The following is a 19,701-nucleotide window of genomic DNA, read 5'->3' as shown; positions in this document are numbered from 1 at the left end:
GTCCTACACCCGCTCGCAGATCCTGACCCAGGCCGGCACCAGCATGCTGGCCCAGGCCAACCAGGCACCCCAGAACGTGCTGTCCCTGCTGCGCTGATCCTGCGCGGGTGGGCGGCGGGGAGCGGACAGCGGCGTCCGCTCCCCGCCGCGGTGTTTCAAGACTGTGCGCGGCGCTCGCTCGCGTGCACGAGCACCGAGCACCACATGCGGTAGGGCCGCCACGGTTCGGCGATCCGGAGCATCTCGGCGTCGGTGGGGTCGTGGCTCAGGCCGTACAACCGCCGGATCCCGGACCTGGTGAACCCCTCGGCCGGGACGGCGTCGGCGCGGCCGGCCCCGCGCAGCACGATGCCGGTGGCGAAGAAGTCGCCGATCCCCCGCAGCCGCTTCACGTCCGCGTAGGCCTCGGCGAGCGGCAGTGCCCGCAGCCGGGCGCGGTCGAGGCGCCCGTCGAGCGCGGCGTCGGCGATCCCGTGCAGGCGCGCGACCTTCTCCGCGTCCACGCCGGGCAGCTCGGCCAGGCCGCGCAGCACCTGCGGGGCCGGGAACGCGTGCACGACCCGGCCGCCGGCCTCGATCGCCGTCCCGTGCTCGCGGGCGATGCGGGCGCGGATGGCCCGCTGCTGGGTGACGCGCATCCGGTGGCCGATGACGAACGCGCAGGCCGCTTCGTACGGCGAGTGGAACAGCACCGGCCGCAGGTACGCGTGCTCGCGCTGCAGCGCGCCGATGACCGGGTCGCGCTCGCCGACCGCGGCCCAGCCCCCGCCGTCCTCGTCGAGCGAGAGCGCGGCGAGCGCCTGCTCCCAGGCCCCGGCCGGGCCGATCACCTCGCCGGTGACCGCGTCGCCGTCCTGGCGCAGCAGCACCGCGGCCGAGCCCGCCCAGCCCTCGACCGGGAACGCCATGAGGATCGAGGACGGGTCGTCCGCGGGCCGCACCCAGCCGCCGAAGAACTCCTGTTGCCGGGCCATGTCGTAGGGCCCCGTGATCCGTGTGTGCATGCCGCCGATCCTGTGGCCCGAAACACGACACGTGTTGTCATGTTTTCGGCGGTACCGTGTGATCATGCGCGGCGACCGTCTCCTCTCGCTCGTCCTGCTCCTGCAGGCGCGGCCCGGCGCGGCCGCCCCGGACCTGGCCGAGCGCCTGGGCGTCTCGGTCCGCACGGTGCTGCGCGACGTCGAGGCGCTCAGCGGCGCGGGCATCCCGGTCTACACCGAGCGCGGGCGCAACGGCGGGATCCGGCTCCTGGACACCTACCGGGCCGGCCTCGCGCACCTGAGCCGGGCCGAGGGCGCGGGCCTGGCCGTCGGGCAGGCGCGCCTCGCCGGCGACCTGGGCCTGGGCGACGCCCTCGACACCGCGCTGGAGAAGCTGACCGGGGCCGGCGGCGGGGCGCTGCGCGGCGGCCTGGCCGACGGCCGCAGCCACGTGCTCGTCGACGTCGACCCGTGGATGCGCTCCGGCGAGCCGGTCCCGCACCTGCCGGCCATCCACGAGGCACTGCTTCGGGGACGCCGGATCGAGGTGGTGTACCGCGACAGCGAGGGCGACCGCACCAGCCGCACGGTCGACCCGGCGGGCCTGGTGGCCAAGGCCGGCGTCTGGTACCTGGTGACCGCCGAGCCCGCCCTGCTGCGCGTCGCCCGCGTCGAGTCCTGCACCGTCCGGCCCGAACCGGCCGCCCGCCCCGACGGCTTCGACCTGCCCGCGACGTGGGCCGCGCTGCGCACGGGCGTCGAGTCCCGCCCGCGGGACCTGCACGTCGTCGCCGAGGCGCACCCGGCCGCGGCCGCCCTCGCGCGCCGGGTGCTGGCCCGGCACCTGACCGGCGGGTCCGGCACGCGCCTGGAGCTGTCGTTCCACGGGGTCGAGCACGCGGTCGGCAGCCTGCTCGGGCTGGGCGCCCGGGTGGAGGTGCACTCGCCGGCACCGGTCCGCGCGGCGCTGCGCGAGGCGGCCCTGGCCGTCGCGGCCCTGTATTCCTGACAGGATTCCTTACAGGACGAGAACGCCCATTGTGCCCGCGGCGGCGGTGGCGCAGGCTGAGCGCATGCGCTGGGTCTTCGTCGTCGTGGGCGTGCTCGCACTGCTGGCCGGGATCGTGTGGACGCTGCAGGGGCTCGACGTGCTGGGCGGCAGCTCCATGAGCGGCTCGACACGGTGGGCGGTGATCGGCCCGATCGTCGCGGTGGTGGGCCTGGTGCTGCTCCTGCGCGGCGCCCGCCGCCGGTAGTCAGCCGGTGCCGCGCGGGCTCAGCCCCGCGGCGCGGTACACCGCGTCGATCACCGTCATCGTGCGCACCGAGTCCTCGGGCGGGGTGAGGTTCGGGCCGCCCTCGAGGACCGCCGCCGCGAACGCGCGCAGCTGGTGCGCGTAGGTCGCGTCGCCGGGGACCTGTTCGCGGGTCGTGCGGCCGGCCCGGGTGATCGTGAGACGGTGGTACGCGTTAGCGGGTGGTACCGATAATGCAGCGCCTCCATCACCACGAGCCCCGACCTCGCGGCGGCGTCGGCGACCGCGCGGGCCTCGGCGGCGTTCGCGGTCAGCGGCTTCTCGCACAGCACGTGCTTGCCGGCGGCGAGCGCGGCGAGCGTCCACTCGTGGTGCCGGCCGTTCGGCAGCGGAATGTAGACGGCGTCGAGGCCGGGGTCGGCGACGAGCTCGGCGTAGCCGGCGTGCACGGTGCCGATGCGGTGCCGCGCCGCGAACGCCTCGGCGCGGGCCCGGTCGCGGGCGGCGACGGCGGCGACCTTCACCAGGGGCATCTCGCGGGCCGGCCGCACCAGCGCGCTGGGCGCGATGCGGGCCGCGCCGAGGATGCCGATGCGCAGCAGCCGGCTCACGGCCGCTGCTCGACCAGGCCCACGAGGTTGCCCTCGCTGTCCTCCACGAACGCCTGCCACTCCACGGCGCCGGCCGGGCCGAGGGTGTCGTCGGCGTGGGTGAAGATGACGTGCGGCTCGGAGCGGACGACGGTGCCGGCGGCGCGCAGCCGCGCCACGGTGCCCTCGATGTCGTCGACGGCGAGGTAGAGCAGGGCCGCGGGGGCGTCGCGGTCGAGCAGCAGCCGCGGGCCGCCCAGGTCGAAGAAGACCAGCCCGGGCGGGTCGAACGCGGCGACCGGCCCGGCGCCGAGCAGTTCGGCGTACCACCGGGTGGCCCGCCCGAGGTCCTCGGCCCGCTGTGCGATCTGCACCAGCCTCATGCGCGCAGTATCACACGGCCTGGTTCCGGACGGCTCCCGGCGAAACGTCAGGCTCCGGCGCGGGCCTCCAGGGCCGCGAGCACGTCGGCGCTCACGGCCTCGACCGAGCGGGTCGCGTCGACGTCGAGCAGGATGCCGCGCCGCGCGTAGAAGGTCAGGACCGGCGCCGTGACCTCGCGGTAGAGCTTGAGGCGCTGGCGGATCACGGGCTCGGTGTCGTCGGCGCGGTGCTCGACGACGGCCCGCTTCAGCAGGCGGCGCATCAGCTCGTCGTCGTCCGCGCGCAGGTGCAGGGCGACGTCGGCGGTCATGCCGAGGGAGCGGGCCACGCGGTACGCCGCCAGCGCCTGCGCCATCGTGCGCGGGATGCCGTCGAGGACGTAGCCGCCGCCCGCCGCCCGGGCCTCCTCGAGACCCTGGCGCAGCAGGTCGCCGATGGCGACACGTTGGATGTGGAAGTGCTCCGCGATCACGGCACCCTGCGTGCCTTTGCCCGCGCCCGGCGGCGCCACCATCAACACCCGCACGCGCCGACCCTAACCCACGTCAGCGCTCGGGGCGATGCGGCGACGCCGCGCTGCGCGCCGCGCGCCGGTGCGCGACGGGCCGGCGCCGGTACGACGCGGGGATCCCCAACATGGGTAGCTTCACCCATGCGAGGGCCCCGCGGCGCGCCCTAGCGTTCCCGGCATGTCCTACCTCGCCGAACCGCCCGAGTCCGACCCGGACGTCGAGCTGCTCTTCGCCGCCGACCGGCACCGCCTCGGCTACGTGGCCAACTACACCCGCGCCCTCGCGTGGCGCCCGGCCGCCGTCGCCGCGTGGGCCGCGCTCAACGGGGCGATCAAGTCCACGATGGACCTGCGCCGCTACGAGCTGGCCACCCTTGCCGCGGCCCGGCGGCTCGGCTCGCGGTACTGCAGCCTCGCCCACGGCGCCTTCCTGCGCGAGCACTTCTACGACGCCGAGACGGTGACCCGGATCGCCGGCGACCGCGCCGCCGCGGGCCTGTCGCCGGCCGACGCCGCGGTGATGGACTTCGCCGAGCGGGTCGCGGCCGACCCGAACGGCATCACCGCCGAGGAGGTCGAGGTGCTGCGCGGACACGGCCTCAGCGACCCGGAGATCCTCGACGTGGCCCTGACCGCGGCCGCGCGCTGCTTCTTCAGCACCGTGATCGCGGCGGTCGGGGCGCGCCCGGATCCGGCCTACGAGACCGCGCTGGAGCCCGAGCTGCGGCGGGCCCTGACGGGGTCTTTAGATTGATGGGGTGCATCTCATCGGTCGCGATCGCGAACTGGCCCTGCTGAACCAGGCCTGGCAGGCCGCCGGGGCCCGGCCCGGGGTGGTCCTCGTCGAGGGCGCCGCGGGCATCGGCAAGTCCGCGCTCGTGACCGCGTTCACCGCGACCGCCGGTGCGACCGTCCTGGTCGGCGAGGCCCCCACGCTCGGTGGCGACGCCCAGCCCTACGCGCCGTTGCTGGCCGCGCTCGGCGACTTCGAGCCGTCGAGGGCGGCCGCCCTGGCGCGGATCGAGGCGGCCGCGCCGGTGGTGCTCGTGCTCGAGGACCTCGACCGCGCCGACCAGGCCAGCCGGGAGCTGCTGGCCTACCTCGAGGCGGCGCTGAGCCGGCCCGGGGTGCTGGTGATCGCCACGTACGGCGGCCCCGCCGACGACGTGCCCGGCGCCGAGCGCATCCCGCTCGGCCCGCTCGGCGACGAGGACGCCGCGGAGCTGCTGGGCCACCCCAGCCCCGACGCCGACCCCGACCGAGTCCGGCGGGCCGCCGGCAACCCGCTGCGGCTGCTGGCCGAGCCGCTGCTGGACCCGTTCCGCGCGCTGCCGCCGGAGAGCCGCGCCGCCGTCCGGGTCGCCGCCGTCCTCGGCCGCGCCGCCGACCCGGCCCTGTTGCAGCGGATCGTCGGCGCGCCCGGCGAGCGCCTGCGCCCCGCCGTCGAGGCCGGGCTGCTCGTGGGCGAGTACCGGTTCCGGCACGAGCTCATCCGCGAGGCCGTGTACGAGGACCTGCGCCCGGCCGAGCGCGCCCGGCTGCACCGTCTCGCCGCCGACGCGATCACGGCCTCGCTCGGCTTCCGCCCGGCCGACGCCGCGCTCGTCGAGCTCGCCGAGCACTGGCACGCGGCCGGCGACGTGGACCGGGCCTTCGACGCCGCCTGGCGCGCCGCGGCCGTCGCCCGCACCGCGCACGCGGGCCGGCTGCGCATGCTCGAACGGGTCGCGGCCACCTGGGGCCAGGTCTTCGACCCCGAGTTCCGCACCCGCACCGACCGCGTGGCCGTGCTCATGGCCGCCGCCGTCGCCGCCCTGCACGCGGCCGCCCTGCACCCCGGTGCCCTCGACCGCGGGCTCGCGCTGACCGCCGAGGCGCTCGCCGGCACCCGCGACCCGGCCCGCATCGCGCCGCTGCTCGAGACGCGCAGCCACCTGCTGGAGCGCGGCGGCGCCGACGGCATCGAGGACCTTCGCGCCGCCCTGGCCCAGCAGCCCCGCAACCACCGCATCCGGGCCACGCTCGCGAGCCGGCTGGAGGCGCTGGGCCGCTCCCCCGAGGCCCACGCCCTCGCCGAGGACGCCGCGCGCGACCGGGACCCGGCCGTGCGCGCCCTCGCCCTCGTCACCCTCGCGGCCGAGGCGAGCGACCCCGGCCCGGGCGCCGACCCGGGGACCAGCGGCTCCCGCATCGCGGTGAGCCGGGCCCGGGAGGCGATCGGGCTCGCCCGCGAGGCCGGCGACGACGACACCGAGCTGCTCGGCCGGGTCGTGGAGGCGAGCGCGCTCGAGGCCGCCGGCGAGTCCCGGGCCGCCGCCGAGGCGGCCGAGGCCGGGCTGGCGACCGCCCGGCGCACGGGATCCCGGCCGCTGCGCGGGGCCATGCTCGCCGCCGCGCTCACGGCGTCACTCACCTCGCTCGGCGAGTGGCCGCGGGCCCGCGCGGTCGCCGAGTCGGCCCTCGCCTCGTCGCCGCCGCTGTTGTACCGCGCGGTGCTCACCATCGCCGCCGGCCGCCTCGACGCGCTCGAGGGGGACCGCGAGCACGCCGAGGACGCCGCGCGCACCGCCGAGGAGCTGCTGGGCGAGCGCTACACGGGCCGGCAGTTCCTGATCCCGCTGTGGGAGCTGCGCACCCTGCTCGGCCATGACGCGCCGCTGGACGACCGGCAGATCCCCGCCCACCCCGCGCTGGCCTGGTCCCTGCTGCTCGCCCAGCCCGAGCCGGACCGCCGCTACGCCCAGCGGCTGCCGGTCAACGGGCCGGCCCAGCGGGCCGCGAGCCTGACCGTCGCCCGCCGGTGGGACGAGGCGATCGCCGCCTGGCGGGCCGCCGGCCAGCCGTATCGGGTCGCGCAGACCCTGGTGCGGGCCGGGCGCGCCGCGCGCGACAAGTCCACCGCGGTCGCCTGGGCCCGCGAGGCCGGCGCGATCGCGCACCGGCTCGGCGCCCGGCCCCTCGCCGAGCAGGCCGCGGCGCTGCAGAAGAGCGGCCGGCTGGAGCCCGGCGCCGCCCGGCTCACCGACCGCGAGCTGGAGGTGCTGCGGCTCATGGCCGGGGGCCGGACGAACCGGCAGATCGCCGAGGCGCTGTCCATCGCCGTCAAGACGGCGGGCGTGCACGTCACGAACATCCTGTCGAAGCTCGGCGTGAACTCCCGCACCGACGCCGCGACCGTCGCGCGCCGCCGCGGGCTGCTCGGCTCCCAGCCGTAGCGAACCTCTTGCCGAAAACGTTTTCGGCGCTCACAGTGTACTCCAGCGCATCGACAGACGGCGATCCCGCTGCGTGCGTCCGGGCCCCGCCATGCCCGTCACCACCCCACGCCGCGCCGCGGTCGCGCGCGCCGGTGCCGGCCGGGTGAGCACTGGAGGTACACCTGATGCGTTGGCAATGGACGGCAACCCTGGCCGCCGTGACCACCCTGACCACCGCGCTCGTCGCGGCCCCGGCGGCGAGCGCCGCCGACTCCGGGCGGCTGGCCCGGCCCGCGGCGGACGGCGGCGGCAGCGCCCCGATCCGCGGCACGGTCCCCGGCCAGACCGGCGCCGCGGCCCGCGCGGCCGGCGGCGCGGCCCTCGAGCACTTCGCGCAAGCCCGGCAGCAGCGGCGCGACTCGGCGCAGGCGCTGGCCGCGCAGCTGCACACCGACTGGGGCGTCAACCTGCCGAGCGCGACGACGCAGGGCATCCACGCGACGCAGAGCGTGCTGGACTCCGCGCCGACGACCACCTCGGGCGGCGACTACGTCTACGCCCCGACCGCACTGCCCGGCGGCAACGCCTGCATCGAGCTGACCACCGCGTACACGCCCAGCGGCCCCGACCTGTGGGCGTGGGACTGGTGCGGCGGCCGCGACGGGGTCGGCAAGCTCACCCCGATGGACGCGACCTTCCTGAACACGTACACGACCACGGTCAACGGCCGGCGCGCCTACAGCATGGACGAGCACAAGACGTCGACGACGAGCAATACCTGGACGGTGTACCTCTACAACTACGTCACCCACGCCTGGGACACGTACTTCACCAGCTCCGGGACCTTCGACCTGCCGCAGTTCAACTTCGGCTGGAACATGTTCGAGATCTACACGTCGGTCGACCCGGCCACCGGGGCCGGCTACTACTGCCGGACCTTCGCCGGCCGCGGCTTCGAGAGCAGCGGCGTGCAGGTCTCCGTGAACGGCGCCTGGGTCGCGGCCACGGCGTCGAACACCTCGACCACCCACCGCACCATCCCGTCCGGCAGCGCGTACGACTGCCCGGCCCTGTCGTTCTCGATGGTCAGCGCCAACGACCACTGGCTCGCGCAGATCGGCGGCGCCCAGCCCTCCGGCGGCTCGTACGAGGCCGAGTCGCCCGCGAACACCCTCACCGGCCAGGCCGCGGTGCGCTCCTCGGCCGGGGCCTCGGGCGGTGCGCTCGTCGGCTACGTCGGCAACGGCTCGGCGAACGCGCTGCGGCTCAACAACGTCACCGCGTCCGCCGCCGGCAGCCGGACCGTGCGCGTCTACTACGCCGCCGGCTCGGCGCGCTCGGTGACGCTGACCGTCAACGGCACGACGGGCCCGACGGTGAGCACGCCGTCCACGGGCGGCTGGGACACGGTCGGCTCCGTCACCGCCACGGTGACCCTGAACGCCGGGGCCAACACGATCCAGCTCGGCAACACCACCGGCTGGGCGCCCGACATCGACCGGATCGTCGTGTCCTGATCGAGTACCGCTCAGCAGACCTTGGTCAAGGCCGCCTGCACGTTGTCGGCGGCCTTGGCCCAGGTTGTTCCGCGCTTGACCCCCGCGCCGTTGCGGCGCGGCGCTAGTCTGCGGCCATGTTCGTCCGCGAACGTCAGACGACGGCGGTCGGCTCGGCCGCGCTGATCCTGCTGGTGCTGCTCACCCCGGTCGTGGCGCTGGGCCTGGTGCTCACCGGCGTGCGCTACGTGATGCACCTGAGCGCCGTGCACGAGGTGAGCGACGGCATCTGCGGCACCGAGCCGGGCAAGACCCTGGTCGGCCCGCTCTCCCCCTACGGCCGGATCAGCCGGTGCGAGGTGCTCGACCACGGCGCCGACGCGTGGGGCGACCGGGACGGCAGCGTGAGCGTCCTGCTCACCACGGACCAGGGCCTGGTGGCGCTGCGCATCGACTACGCGGACCTGGGCGGCGCCCGCTGGTATCGCTCCGAGGGCCACGAGCTCGAGGCGGCCGACGCCCCGGACGTGCACGGCGCGACGCAACGCCGCCTGGCCGAGGACATCCGGTCCCGGGGCGGCGTGCGGGCCACGCCCTGGACCCTGAGCGCCGGCGACGGCTGAGCCGCCCGGGCGCACCGGGCCGGGGACCGGCGCCGCAGCGCCGGCCCCCGGTGCGATCTCAGCCGGTGAAGGTGGCCGTGATCTGGGTGAACTGCCAGTTGTTCTGCGAGATGCCGCTGCAGTTCGACACCACGCCGCCACCCGGGCAGGGCCGGTCGCGGTTGACCGACCAGAACGCCAGGCGGGCGAGGTGGTTGTTCTGGGCGTAGTCGCGGATCTGCTGCCACTGCGCCGGCGAGGTGTTCTCCTGCTGGTCGGACAGGCCGTTCATGCCGGAGATGCCCATGTGCTTGTAGGCCGTGGCGTCGTCCCACCCGAAGGCGGACTTGAGCATGGTCTTGAGGCCCTCGGAGGCGCTCACCGTGCTCTGGTACATGTTCGCGCCGCCGCCGAAGTCGAACGGCATGATGGTGAACACGTCGATGTTGGCGCCCGTCGACGCGGCGCGGCTGATGAGCTGCTGCGCGTAGTAGCCGGGGCCGGTGGTCGCCGTGCCGAAGGTGACGATCGTCTTGATCGACGGGTTGTTCTGCTTGACGATCTTGAGCGCGTCGACGATCCGGTTGCGGACCGTGTCGTTCTCGAACTCGTCGGTGTTCTCGATGTCGATGTCGATCGCCTTGAGGCCGTAGGCGTTGATCACCGTCTGGTAGGCGCCGGCCAGGGCCTGCGGGGTGGAGCAGTTCGGGCCGAGCTTGTTGCCCTGCCAGCCGCCGAACGAGGGGACGACGTCGCCGCCGCCGGCGCGGATCTGGTTGATCGCGGTCTGGTCCACGCCGCCGGTGAGCGGCCGGCTGCCGTCCCAGGCCGGGTTGCAGCCACCGCTGGACAGGACGAACGCCATCGTGAACCACTTGATGCCGGTCGCCGACTGCACGGTCTGCGGGTTCGGCGGGTCGCCCCAGCCCATGTACAGGTACGGCGCCGCGGTGCCGCCGCCGGTCGTGGTGCCGCCGGTCGTGGTGCCGGTGACGCTGTTCGACGCCCCGGACTCACCCTGGGCGTTGTACGCCTTGACCGTGTAGGTGTGCGTGGAGCCCGCGGTCAGGCCGGAGACCGTGGTGCTGGTCCCGGTGACCGTGGCCTTCACCGTGGTGCCCTCGTAGACGCGGTACCCGGTCACGGTGCCGGTGGAGGCGTTCCACGCGAGCGCGAGGCTGGTGTTGGTCGTGGCGGTGATCCGCAGGTTGCCCGGGGCGGACGGCACGCCCGACGGCGTGGTGGGCGGGGGTGTGGTCGGGCCGCCGCCACAGGTGCCGAGGTCCTTCCACAGCGACGGCGTGGCCGCGGGGTTCCAGCCGGTGCCCGGGTAGGCGGTGTGCGTCTGCAGGGCCTGGTACGTGTGGCCCTGGTACGTGACCTGGGTGCCGACGGTGTACGTGTTGCCCTCGGCCCAGTTGGGGGCGGTACACGCGGCGAGGGCCACGGTGCTGGCGGCCTCCGCCTGGAGCATGGGCACGAGGAAGAGGGTCGCCGCGATGGTCAGTGCCGCGCCCCCTGCCAGGGCCAATCTACGACGTCGAGTTCTCAATGGAGCTCCTCACCATCGATGGATCGATGGTGAGGAACGCTAGCAGTTAACATTATTAAATGTAAGAGTCGGAAACCTTAGCCCTGCGGTAAGCCGCAGATGCCGTGTCCCGGCGGCGCCGCGCCCTCCTCGCACGCGCGAACGCCTCGATGCGGTCGAGGTCCCGGGGCCGCAGACCGCGGCGAGGGTGCGGCCGGATCAGCAGGCCGGCGCCGCCCCCGGTCAGCTCGTCGAACACCGCCCCCGCGCGGGGCACCGCGGTGTCGTCCGTCCAGACGAGCCGCCGCCCGCCGGCGACGACCCGCCGGGCCGCGGCCAGCTTCACGGCATCGGTGTCGTCCACGCCGTCCAGCGCGCCGGCGCCGAGCGCCCGCCCGAACGCCGGCAACCCGAACAGCCGCTCCAGCGCATCGGCGTCCGCGCACCACGTCGTGCACCACCGCACCTCGACCAGACCCTCGCCGTGCAGCCGGCGAACCCGGTCGATGAGCCCGGGCGCCCAGCGCATCGGCCAGTCGACGCCCTCGGAACGCGCGGTCCCACGGGACAGCCGTGCACCCCAGGCCGGACGGCGCGTGTTGATCACCCCGTCGACGTCGAGCAGCCACACCGGCACCCGGCGCACCGGACCTCCCGTCACCCGCCGTGCCACTGCCGCCAGAGCCGGGCGTACGGCCCGTCGTGCGCGATCAGCTCGTCGTGGGTGCCCACCTCGATGATCCGGCCGGCGTCCATGACCGCGATCCGGTCCGCGTCGTGGGCCGTCTGCAGGCGGTGGGCGATGGCGATCACCGTGCGATTGTGCAGCACCGCGGCCAGCGCTCGCTCCGCCGCCCGGGCCGCGCGCGGGTCGAGCAGCGCGGTCGCCTCGTCCAGGATCACCGTGTGCGGGTCGGCGAGCAGCACCCGCGCGAGCGCCAGCTGCTGCGCCTGGGCACCGGTCGGCGGGTGCTCGCCGAGGTCGGCGTCCAGGTCGTCGGCCCAGTCCGCGCCGACCGTGCGCAGCGCCGCGGCCAGGCGCTCGTCCGGCGCCGGCACGATCAGGTTGTCCCGGACCGTCTCGCGGAAGACGTGGTGCTCCTGCGTCACCAGGACCACCTGCCGGCGCAGCAGATCCGGGGGCAGCTCGGCCACCGCGGCCCCGCCGACGGTGAGCGTGCCGGTGCGGGGACGGTCCACGCCGGCCAGCAGCCGGCCCAGGGTGGACTTGCCGGCCCCGGAGAGCCCGACGATCGCCAGCCGCTCGCCGGGCTGGACCGTGAGATCCACGTCGTGCAGCACGTCCGGGCCGCCGGGGTACGCGTAGCTGACGCCGCGCACCTCGATCCGGTCGCCGTCCGGGGCCGCCGCGGCCGTCGCCGGCTCGGCGGGCACGGCGGCCAGCCCCTCGACCCGGGCGAACGACGCGCCGCTGCTCTGCAGCTGCTCCAGCCAGATCAGGATGGTGTCCATCGGCCCGATCAGCTGGCGCAGGTACAGGGTGGCCGCGACGACCGTACCGAGCGTGACGCGGCCGTCGCGCTGCAGCAGGCCGCCGATGAGGAGCACCAGGACGACCGGGATGTTGTAGGAGCCCTCGGCGGCCGGGAAGTACACCGAGCGCAGCCGCAGGGTCGACAACCGGCTGCGCCTGGTCCGGGCGATCGCGGCCCGGCCCACCGCCAGCCGGGACCGGTGCAGGCGGAAGGCCTCGATGGTGCGGGCGCCGGCGGTGGTCGCGGCCAGTTCCTCCGCCAGCTCCGAGTTCGCGGCCCCCTCCTCCAGGTATGCCCCGCGGGCCCGGCGCAGGTACCACCGGCCGGTGACCACGATGCCGGACAGCCCGAGCAGGCCGGCCACACCGAGCAGCGGGTCGAGCACGAGCACCGCCGCGACCAGGAACAGCGCCTGCACGCCGGCCACGAACACGCCCGGCAGCACGTCGCGCAGCGTGCCGGCGACCGCGTCCACGTCGGTCGTGCCGCGGGCGGCCAGGTCGCCGGGCGGCACCCGCTCGATCACCGAGGCGGGCAGGTGCAGCGCGCGGCTCAGGAAGCCGACCCGGATGCGGGCCGCGGTGCGCTCGCCGAAGCGGTACCCGAGCAGCAGCGCCGTCCGCGCGAGCACCGTCTGGGCCAGGGCGCACAGCACGACGGCGCCGGCCAGCAGGTCGATCCGGGCCGTGGCGCGCGGCCCGGTGACCGCGTCGATGATCCGGCCCAGCAGGTACGGCGCGCCCAGGGCGGCCACCGCCGCCAGCACGTTGAGCAGGAGGATACCGGCGGCGGCCCACCTGTCGGCGGCGATCAGCCGCCCGGCGGCCCGGGCGACCTGGCGGCCGTCCGCGATCGGCAGCGCCGGGGTGCTCACGACGCCTCCGGTGCCGCGGCGAAGGTCCGGTTCACCAGGTCGCGGTACCCGGGTTCGCGCTCCAGCAGCTCGCGGTGCGTGCCGGAGGCGGCCACGCGGCCGTCGACGAGGTAGTGCACGACGTCGGCCCGGTCCAGCAGCACCGGCGACGTGGTGGACAGCAGGGTGCCCCGCCCGGCGCGGGCCGCGGCCAGCCGCTCGGCGACCGCCGCCTCGGTGTGCGCGTCCACCGCCGAGGTGGGGTCGGTCGCGAGCAACATCTCCGGGTCGGCGGCGAGCGCCCGGGCCAGCCGGACCCGCTGCCGCTGGCCGCCGGAGAGGTTGCGGCCGTCACGCTCGACGCGGTGGTCCAGCCCGGCGACGTCGGTCGCCACCGCCGCGCCGATCGCCCGGCGGATCGCGTCGTCGCCGGCCCCGGTGCAGCCCGCGACCACGTCGCGCAGCGTCCCGGCGAAGAGGTCGGCGTCGTGGTCGGCGACCAGGATCCGCTCGCGTACCGCCGGCTTCGCGACCTCGGCGATGCGGTAGGAGCCCCAGGAGGCGGCGGTCGGCGCGTACCGGCCGAGCCGGTCGATGATCGCGGCCGCGTCGTGCGGACGGGCCGAGGCCAGCATGGTCAGCCGGCCCGGCTCGGCGACCACACCGGACTCGGGGTCGTGCAGGAGCGCCGGGCCGCTCGGGGCGGTGCCGCCGCCCGGCTCCTCGACGGGCAGCCGGAGGAACGTGATGATCCGCCGGGCGGCGATCACCCCGCGGCTGACGTCGCCCGCGCTGAAGATCAGCATCCAGGTGGGCACGACGAGGATCGCCACGTACCCGTAGACCGCGACCAGCTCGCCGACGGTGAGCTCGCCGCGGACCGTCAGCCGCGCCGCCAGCCAGGTCACCGCGGCCAGGAAGATCGTCGGAAGGCCGTCGCCCAGCGCGGAGATCCAGCTCAGCGCGCCGCCCATCCGGTACCCCTCGGCCCGCACGGCCTCGGACTGCGCGGCGTACCGGCGCAGGTGGGCGTCCTTGCCGCCGAGCCCGTTGAGGATGCGCAGGCCGCCGAGCACGTCGACGAGCCGCGTGGCCAGCCGGCCCTGCCGCTCGCGGTACTCGCCGCCGGCGGTGTTGAGCCGCCGCAGCAGCGGCCCGAGCACCAGCGCGAGCACCGCCACCCCGGCCGCCACCACCAGGGCGATCATCCCGGACACCCGCACGAGCAGGGTCATCACGACCGCGTAGGCGACGACCGCGCCCACGCCCGGCCCGGTCACGGTCAGCGCCCGCGCGACCAGCCACACGTCCCCGATGCCGATGGTGACCACCTCGCCCGCGGTGATCCGGCGGGGCAGCGCGGCCCCGAGCTCCACCCCGTGCGCCATGACCGCGTCCGCCGTGCGCAGCGCACCGTCCAGCCGGATGTTGGTCATGGTCCGGTGGCGCAGGATGCCGAGCACCGCGTTCGCCACCCCGACCGCGAAGATGGCGCCGGCCCAGACGAGCAGCGGGCCGGCCTGCCGCGGGCGCAGGCCACGGTCGACCGCCTGGGAGAGCAGGTACGGCGTGATCGCCAGGCTGAGCATCCACAGCGAGCTCCATAGCGCGCCCAGCGCGATCCGCGGTTTCTGCCGCCATGCCAGCCACCCCAGATACCGTCCCGGCCCCCGTGTCCACATCCGTTCATCATCGCCGATGCATCGCCCCGGGCGGGGGGTCGGCGAGGCCCCCGCCCGGGCCCGAGTTCACATCTTGGCGAGCCGGGCCAGGTCGAGGGACGCGATGAAGTTCTCCACGTCCTTGCCCGTGAACTGCTCGAAGCCGACCCACACGTCGACGAGCACCGTCACGCGGCCGGCCACGACGACGCGTGCCGGGTACGCCGGGTCGTCGTCGAGGGTGGCCGACGGGTAGCCCTTGATCTTGCCGGTCGGCGGGCGGGTGCACTGCCCGAACGACTGCCGGTTGGCCTGTACCACGGGGATGCGGCAGTCGATGAGCTTGACCGAGAGGTAGCCCTTCTTGCTCGTGTCGATGTAGTTGACGAACTCGTTGCCTTCCTGGTTCGGCAGGGGCTCCTGCCAGGAGCCGCCCGCCTGGGCCCCCTTGGGTGCCGGCATGGCGAAGGCGAAGGCCTGCAGGTCGGCGCCCTTCACGATGTCCACCGGCGGGGTGGCGCCGGGGGCCGAGTCGGCCGGGGCGGCGGAGGACGGTGCCCCGGCCGGGGCGGCCGGGGCGGCGGTCTTGGGCTCGTCGGAGCCGGAGCAACCGGCGAGGAACGCGGACGCCGCGAGGACGGTGGCCAGCGTGCGGTACGGACGGAACATGAACGGTCTCCTGATCTCTGCCCAGCTGTCAGAGATCAGGAGTGACATTCCGTTCCATGCCGGGGGTGTTATGCCGACGGGGCCAGGTGGGCGTACGCGTCCGTGGTGAAGAACGACGGCAGGTGCTCCTCGAGCGCCGTGCGCTCCACGATCCCGGCCGCGGCCAGGGCGCGTTCGAGCTGCGCCCCGGAGCGTCCCTCGCTGAGCGCGGCCAGCTCCTCGGCGAGCAGCGCCCGCACCGTCTCCTCGGTCACCGTGCCGCCGCCGGCCAGCGGGGTGTGGTGATGCAGCCACTGCCACACCTGGCAGCGGGCGATCTCCGCGGTGGCGGCGTCCTCCATGAGGTTCGACAGCGCCACCGCGCCCGTGCCGCCGAGCCAGGCGTCGATGTACCGCAGCGCCACCGAGATGTTCGCGCGCAGCCCGGCCGCCGTGACCTGGCCCGGTGTCTTGTCGACGGCGAGCAGGTCGGTGGCGGTGACGTCGACGTCCTCGCGGAGCACCGAGAGCTGGTTGGGCTGGTCGAAGGCCGCGCGGCACACGTCCACGAGGCCCGGGTGGGCCACCCAGGAGCCGTCGAAGCCGTCGCCCGCCTCGCGCTGCTTGTCGGCCCGCACCTTCGCGGTCGCGGTCTCGTTGACCGCGGCGTCGCGGCTCGGGATGAACGCGGCCATGCCGCCGATGGCGTGGGCGCCGCGCCGGTGGCAGGTGCGCACGAGCAGCTCGGTGTACGCCCGCATGAACGGCACCGTCATCGTGACCTCGGCGCGGTCGGGCAGGACGAAGTCCGACCACTGGCCGAAGTTCTTGATGATGCTGAAGATGTAGTCCCACCGGCCCGCGTTCAGCCCGGCCGAGTGCTCGCGCAGCTCGTACAGGATCTCGTCCATCTCGAACGCGGCGGTGATGGTCTCGATGAGCGTCGTCGCGCGGATGGTGCCGCGGGGCAGGCCGAGGTACTCCTGCGCGAACACGAACACGTCGTTCCAGAGCCGCGCCTCGCGATGGTCCTCGAGCTTGGGCAGGTAGAAGTACGGCCCCGAACCGGCGTCCAGCTGGCGCCAGGCGCAGTGGTACAGGTACAACCCGAAATCCACGAGGCTGGCGGAGATCGGGCGGCCGTCGACGACGATCCACTTCTCGACCAGATGCCAGCCGCGGGGCCGCACCACGATGGTGGCGACCTCGTCGCCGAGCGCGTACCGCTTGCCGCGCTCGTCGGTGAAGTCGAGGTTGCGGTCCAGCGCGTCCATGAGGTTGAGCTGCCCGCCGATGACGTTGTCCCAGGTCGGCGCGGTCGCGTCCTCGAAGTCGGCCAGCCACACCTTGGCCCCGGAGTTGAGCGCGTTGACCGTCATCTTGCGCTCGGGCGGCCCGGTGATCTCGACCCGGCGGTCCTCGAGCCCGGGGGCCGGCGGCGCGACCCGCCACGTGTCGTCCTGCCGGATGCGCGCGGTGTCGGGCCGGAAGTCCGGCAGCTGACCGGCGGCCCAGCGGGCGCGACGGGCGCGGCGGGTGTCCAGCAGCGCGACCCGGCGGGCTGCGAAGCGGTCGTCGAGGGCGACGAGGAACTCCAGCGCACCCGGCGTGAGGACCTCGTCATAGCGATCGGCGAGGACGCCATTGATCTTGTACCTCATGCGAACTGCTCCTGTTCCGTCGACCCGTGCAGCGCGGTGGTCTCGCCGTTGGGGTTGAGCACGGTGCTGATCAGGTCGAAGTAGCCCGTGCCCACCTCGCGCTGGTGCTTGACCGCCGTGTAGCCGTGCGCCTCGGCGGCGAACTCGCGCTCCTGCAGCGCCACGTAGGCCGTCATGCCCTCGTTGGCGTACCCCCGCGCCAGGTCGAACATCGAGTAGTTCAGGGCGTGGAAGCCCGCGAGGGTGATGAACTGGAACTTGTACCCCATGTGGCCGAGCTCGCGCTGGAACTTCGCGATCGTGGCGTCGTCGAGGTGCTTGCGCCAGTTGAACGACGGCGAGCAGTTGTAGGCCAGCATCTGCTCCGGGTGCTCGCGCTTGACGGCCTCGGCGAAGCGCCGCGCGACCTCGAGGTCCGGGGTGCTGGTCTCCATCCAGAGCAGGTCGCTGTACGGCGCGTAGGCGATCCCTCGCGCGATGCACGCGTCCACGCCGTTGCGGCACCGGTAGAAGCCCTCGGCGGTCCGCTCGCCGGTGACGAACGGCTGGTCGCGCTCGTCGATGTCGGTGGTGAGCAGCGTCGCGGCCTGCGCGTCGGTGCGCGCCACGATCAGGCTCGGCACCCCGGCGACGTCGGCGGCCAGCCGCGCGGCCTGCAGGGTGCGGATGTGCTGCCCGGTCGGGATGAGCACCTTGCCGCCGAGGTGGCCGCACTTCTTCTCGGACGCGAGCTGGTCCTCCCAGTGCACGCCGGCCGCGCCCGCGACGATCATGCCGGTCATCAGCTCGTACGCGTTGAGCACCCCGCCGAACCCGGCCTCCGCGTCCGCGACGATCGGGGCGAGCCACTCGGTGTCCGCATCACCCTCGGCGGTGGTGATCTGGGCGGCGCGCAGCAGCGCGTTGTTGATCCGCCGCACGACCGCCGGGACCGAGTTGGCCGGGTAGAGGCTCTGGTCCGGGTAGGTGTGCCCGGAGAGGTTGGCGTCGGCCGCGACCTGCCAGCCCGAGAGGTAGATGGCCTTGAGACCGGCCCGGACCATCTGCACGGCCTGGTTGCCGGTGAGCGCGCCGAGGGCGTGGATGTAGTCCTCGTCGTGCAGCAGCCGCCAGAGCCGCTCGGAGCCGCGTCTGGCGAGGGTGTGCTCCTCCTGAATCGCGCCCCGCAGCCGCACCACGTCCGCCGCGTCGTAGTCGCGCCGCACGCCCTGCCAGCGGGGGTCGGTGTTCCATTCCTGTCGCAACCGCTCAACGGCGTCACTCATGATTCGCTCCCTTGCATGACCGCTGTTTCGTGCCTCTCCGCCCACGGTCACACGGGGTGAACGGGCCGGTCGAGGGGCGGAAAAAGCCAAGTCTTGCCAAGTTTCCGGGCGACTTTGCCAAGTTGCGAAAACACAATTTGACATTGGTGCTATTTGTTGAGGATGGCAAAGGTGTTCGCGGGCGCGCGACTGCGGCGGCTGCGTGAGGAGCACGGGCTGAGCCAGACCGACCTCGCCCGGCACCTGGCCATCTCGCCGAGCTATCTCAACCAGATCGAGCACGACGTGCGGCCGCTGACCGCTCCGGTGCTCATCCGCGCCACCGAGCTCTTCGGCGTCGACCCGGCCGTGTTCGCGCCGCACGACACCCCGCAGCTCGTGGCGGGCCTGCGCGAGGCGCTCGCCGGCACCGGGAGCATCGCCGACCTCAGCGAGCTGGCCACTCGCCTGCCGGAGCTGGCCGAGTCGATCATCGACCTGCATCGGCGGTACCGCCAGGTCTCCGACCAGCTCACGGAGCTCGTCGGCGACCGGGGACCGCTCGGGCGCAGCCCGCACGACCAGGTGACCGAGTTCTTCTACCGCCGCCAGAACTACGTGCCGCAGCTGGACGAGGCCGCCGAGGCGCTCGCCGCGCGGATGGGGCTGCGCCGCGGCGAGGTGCGCCCGGCGCTGCGGGACCGGCTGGCCGAGCGGCACGGGGTGCGCATCGTGCGCGACGACTCCCTCGAGGGGGACCTGCACCGGTACCGGCCGCAGACCCAGACCCTGCACCTCACCAGCGCGCTGCGGGCCGGGCAGGAGGCGATGCGGATGGCGGCCCAGCTGGCGCTCATGGAGTACGCGGACGTCATCGACGAGATCGTCGAGGAGGAGCACTTCGAGGACGTGCAGACGCAGATCCTCACGCGCGTCGGGCTCGCCAACTACTTCGCGGCGGCGCTGATCCTGCCGTACGAGCAGTTCCTGACCGCCGCCGAGTCCCGCCGCTACGACATCGACCTGCTGACCGAGCACTTCGCGATGGGCTGGGAGACCGTCTGCCACCGGCTGAGCACCCTGCAGCGCCCCCGCGCCCGCGGGGTGCCGTTCTCGTTCGTGCGCGTCGACCGCGCCGGCAACATGTCCAAGCGCCAGTCCGCGACGGGCTTCCCGTTCTCGCGCACCGGCGGGACGTGTCCACTGTGGAACGTGTACGAGGCGTTCAGCTCCCCCGGCCGCCCGGTGGTGCAGATCGCGGCGATGCCGGACGGCCAGCGGTACCTGTGGATCGCCCGCACCATCACGCGCCACCACGGCGGCTACGGCCAGCCCGGCAAGGTCTACGCGATCGGCCTGGGCTGCGAGATCCGGCACGCCTCGCGCCTGGTCTACTCCACCGGCATGGACCTGACCGACGGCGCCGCCGCGATGCCGATCGGCCCCGGCTGCCGGACCTGCGAGCGCGCGACGTGCCCGCAGCGGGCCGCGCCGCCGATCAGCCGGCACCTGGACCTCGACGAGAACCGGAGCACGTTCGTGCCGTACCCGCTCAAGGGCCGCTGACCTGGCGACGGCGGCCGGAAGC

19 protein-coding genes are annotated in these 19,701 nt (G+C 74.4%); 8 read left to right on the top strand and 11 right to left on the bottom strand.

The window, feature by feature from the left end:
• On the top strand, window positions 1–97 hold a 97-nt coding region (locus tag ABT369_RS55505; protein WP_350626443.1), incomplete at its 5' end, for a flagellin.
• Window positions 98–155: 58 nt separating this feature from the next.
• Here the strand turns inward: ABT369_RS55505 and ABT369_RS55500 are convergent.
• Window positions 156–1,004 (bottom strand): DNA-3-methyladenine glycosylase family protein, encoded by an 849-nt coding sequence (locus ABT369_RS55500; RefSeq protein WP_350626439.1) that lies wholly within the window; start codon window positions 1,002–1,004, stop codon window positions 156–158.
• A 64-nt stretch (window positions 1,005–1,068) separates the two neighbouring features.
• On the opposite strand from ABT369_RS55500, the gene ABT369_RS55495 reads away from it, so the two are divergent.
• Together ABT369_RS55495 and ABT369_RS55490 are read left to right on the top strand one after the other, a co-directional pair.
• Complete coding sequence (locus tag ABT369_RS55495) at window positions 1,069–1,992, top strand: helix-turn-helix transcriptional regulator (RefSeq protein WP_350626437.1); 924 nt, start codon at window positions 1,069–1,071, stop codon at window positions 1,990–1,992.
• Between the two features lie 64 nt (window positions 1,993–2,056).
• Window positions 2,057–2,239, top strand: coding sequence for a hypothetical protein (locus tag ABT369_RS55490; RefSeq protein ID WP_350626435.1), 183 nt, complete (start codon window positions 2,057–2,059; stop codon window positions 2,237–2,239).
• A 56-nt stretch (window positions 2,240–2,295) separates the two neighbouring features.
• Here the strand turns inward: ABT369_RS55490 and ABT369_RS55485 are convergent, their stop codons facing one another.
• The 3 genes from ABT369_RS55485 to ABT369_RS55475 are packed head-to-tail and all read right to left on the bottom strand — an operon-like array spanning window position 2,296 to window position 3,739.
• Window positions 2,296–2,850: a Gfo/Idh/MocA family protein gene (locus ABT369_RS55485; RefSeq protein ID WP_350626433.1), complete on the bottom strand. Its 555-nt coding sequence runs from the start codon at window positions 2,848–2,850 to the stop codon at window positions 2,296–2,298.
• The gene (locus ABT369_RS55480) at window positions 2,847–3,212 is read right to left on the bottom strand and encodes a VOC family protein (RefSeq protein ID WP_350626431.1); all 366 of its coding nucleotides are present in this window, start codon (window positions 3,210–3,212) and stop codon (window positions 2,847–2,849) included. The genes ABT369_RS55485 and ABT369_RS55480 overlap by 4 nt, the downstream gene beginning before the upstream one ends.
• 47 nt (window positions 3,213–3,259) lie before the next feature.
• The gene (locus tag ABT369_RS55475) at window positions 3,260–3,739 is read right to left on the bottom strand and encodes an adenylate kinase family protein (RefSeq protein ID WP_350626429.1); all 480 of its coding nucleotides are present in this window, start codon (window positions 3,737–3,739) and stop codon (window positions 3,260–3,262) included.
• A gap of 163 nt (window positions 3,740–3,902) precedes the next feature.
• Between ABT369_RS55475 and ABT369_RS55470 the strand changes: the two genes are divergently transcribed.
• The 4 genes from ABT369_RS55470 to ABT369_RS55455 all read left to right on the top strand — a co-directional run bounded on the left by ABT369_RS55470 (window position 3,903) and on the right by ABT369_RS55455 (window position 9,040).
• On the top strand, window positions 3,903–4,478 hold the full coding sequence (locus tag ABT369_RS55470) for a carboxymuconolactone decarboxylase family protein (RefSeq protein ID WP_350626427.1): 576 nt from the start codon (window positions 3,903–3,905) through the stop codon (window positions 4,476–4,478).
• Window positions 4,479–4,482: 4 nt separating this feature from the next.
• The gene (locus tag ABT369_RS55465; RefSeq protein WP_350626425.1) at window positions 4,483–6,939 is read left to right on the top strand and encodes a helix-turn-helix transcriptional regulator; all 2,457 of its coding nucleotides are present in this window, start codon (window positions 4,483–4,485) and stop codon (window positions 6,937–6,939) included.
• 167 nt (window positions 6,940–7,106) lie between these two features.
• Window positions 7,107–8,438, top strand: coding sequence for a carbohydrate-binding protein (locus ABT369_RS55460; protein ID WP_350626423.1), 1,332 nt, complete (start codon window positions 7,107–7,109; stop codon window positions 8,436–8,438).
• A gap of 116 nt (window positions 8,439–8,554) precedes the next feature.
• Entirely contained in the window at window positions 8,555–9,040 is a 486-nt protein-coding gene (locus tag ABT369_RS55455) for a hypothetical protein (RefSeq protein WP_350626421.1), read from the top strand.
• Window positions 9,041–9,098: 58 nt separating this feature from the next.
• Here the strand turns inward: ABT369_RS55455 and ABT369_RS55450 are convergent, their stop codons facing one another.
• The 7 genes from ABT369_RS55450 to aceA form a co-directional block, all read right to left on the bottom strand.
• On the bottom strand, window positions 9,099–10,493 hold the full coding sequence (locus ABT369_RS55450; RefSeq protein WP_350626441.1) for a carbohydrate-binding protein: 1,395 nt from the start codon (window positions 10,491–10,493) through the stop codon (window positions 9,099–9,101).
• A gap of 133 nt (window positions 10,494–10,626) precedes the next feature.
• Window positions 10,627–11,196, bottom strand: coding sequence for a hypothetical protein (locus ABT369_RS55445; protein WP_350626419.1), 570 nt, complete (start codon window positions 11,194–11,196; stop codon window positions 10,627–10,629).
• Window positions 11,197–11,207: 11 nt separating this feature from the next.
• Window positions 11,208–12,920, bottom strand: coding sequence for an ABC transporter ATP-binding protein (locus tag ABT369_RS55440; RefSeq protein WP_350626417.1), 1,713 nt, complete (start codon window positions 12,918–12,920; stop codon window positions 11,208–11,210).
• On the bottom strand, window positions 12,917–14,488 hold the full coding sequence (locus tag ABT369_RS55435; protein WP_350626415.1) for an ABC transporter transmembrane domain-containing protein: 1,572 nt from the start codon (window positions 14,486–14,488) through the stop codon (window positions 12,917–12,919). Before ABT369_RS55435 ends, ABT369_RS55440 begins: the two co-directional genes overlap by 4 nt.
• A gap of 159 nt (window positions 14,489–14,647) precedes the next feature.
• Entirely contained in the window at window positions 14,648–15,229 is a 582-nt protein-coding gene (locus tag ABT369_RS55430; protein ID WP_350626413.1) for a hypothetical protein, read from the bottom strand.
• A gap of 68 nt (window positions 15,230–15,297) precedes the next feature.
• A complete protein-coding gene (gene aceB, locus ABT369_RS55425; protein WP_350626411.1) occupies window positions 15,298–16,869 on the bottom strand; it encodes a malate synthase A in 1,572 nt (523 codons plus the stop codon).
• Window positions 16,866–18,134 (bottom strand): isocitrate lyase, encoded by a 1,269-nt coding sequence (aceA, locus tag ABT369_RS55420; RefSeq protein WP_350626409.1) that lies wholly within the window; start codon window positions 18,132–18,134, stop codon window positions 16,866–16,868. Before aceA ends, aceB begins: the two co-directional genes overlap by 4 nt.
• A gap of 162 nt (window positions 18,135–18,296) precedes the next feature.
• Here aceA and ABT369_RS55415 point away from each other — a divergent pair, with 162 nt between their 5' ends.
• The gene (locus ABT369_RS55415) at window positions 18,297–19,679 is read left to right on the top strand and encodes a short-chain fatty acyl-CoA regulator family protein (protein WP_350626407.1); all 1,383 of its coding nucleotides are present in this window, start codon (window positions 18,297–18,299) and stop codon (window positions 19,677–19,679) included.
• The last annotated feature ends 22 nt before the right edge of the window (window positions 19,680–19,701 follow it).

It is taken from the genome of Dactylosporangium sp. NPDC000244, assembly GCF_040300725.1.
Taxonomy (GTDB): Bacteria; Actinomycetota; Actinomycetes; order Mycobacteriales; family Micromonosporaceae; genus Dactylosporangium.
The sequence above is the reverse complement of the archived record's forward strand: the minus strand, read 5'-3'. Positions and strand labels throughout refer to the sequence as shown.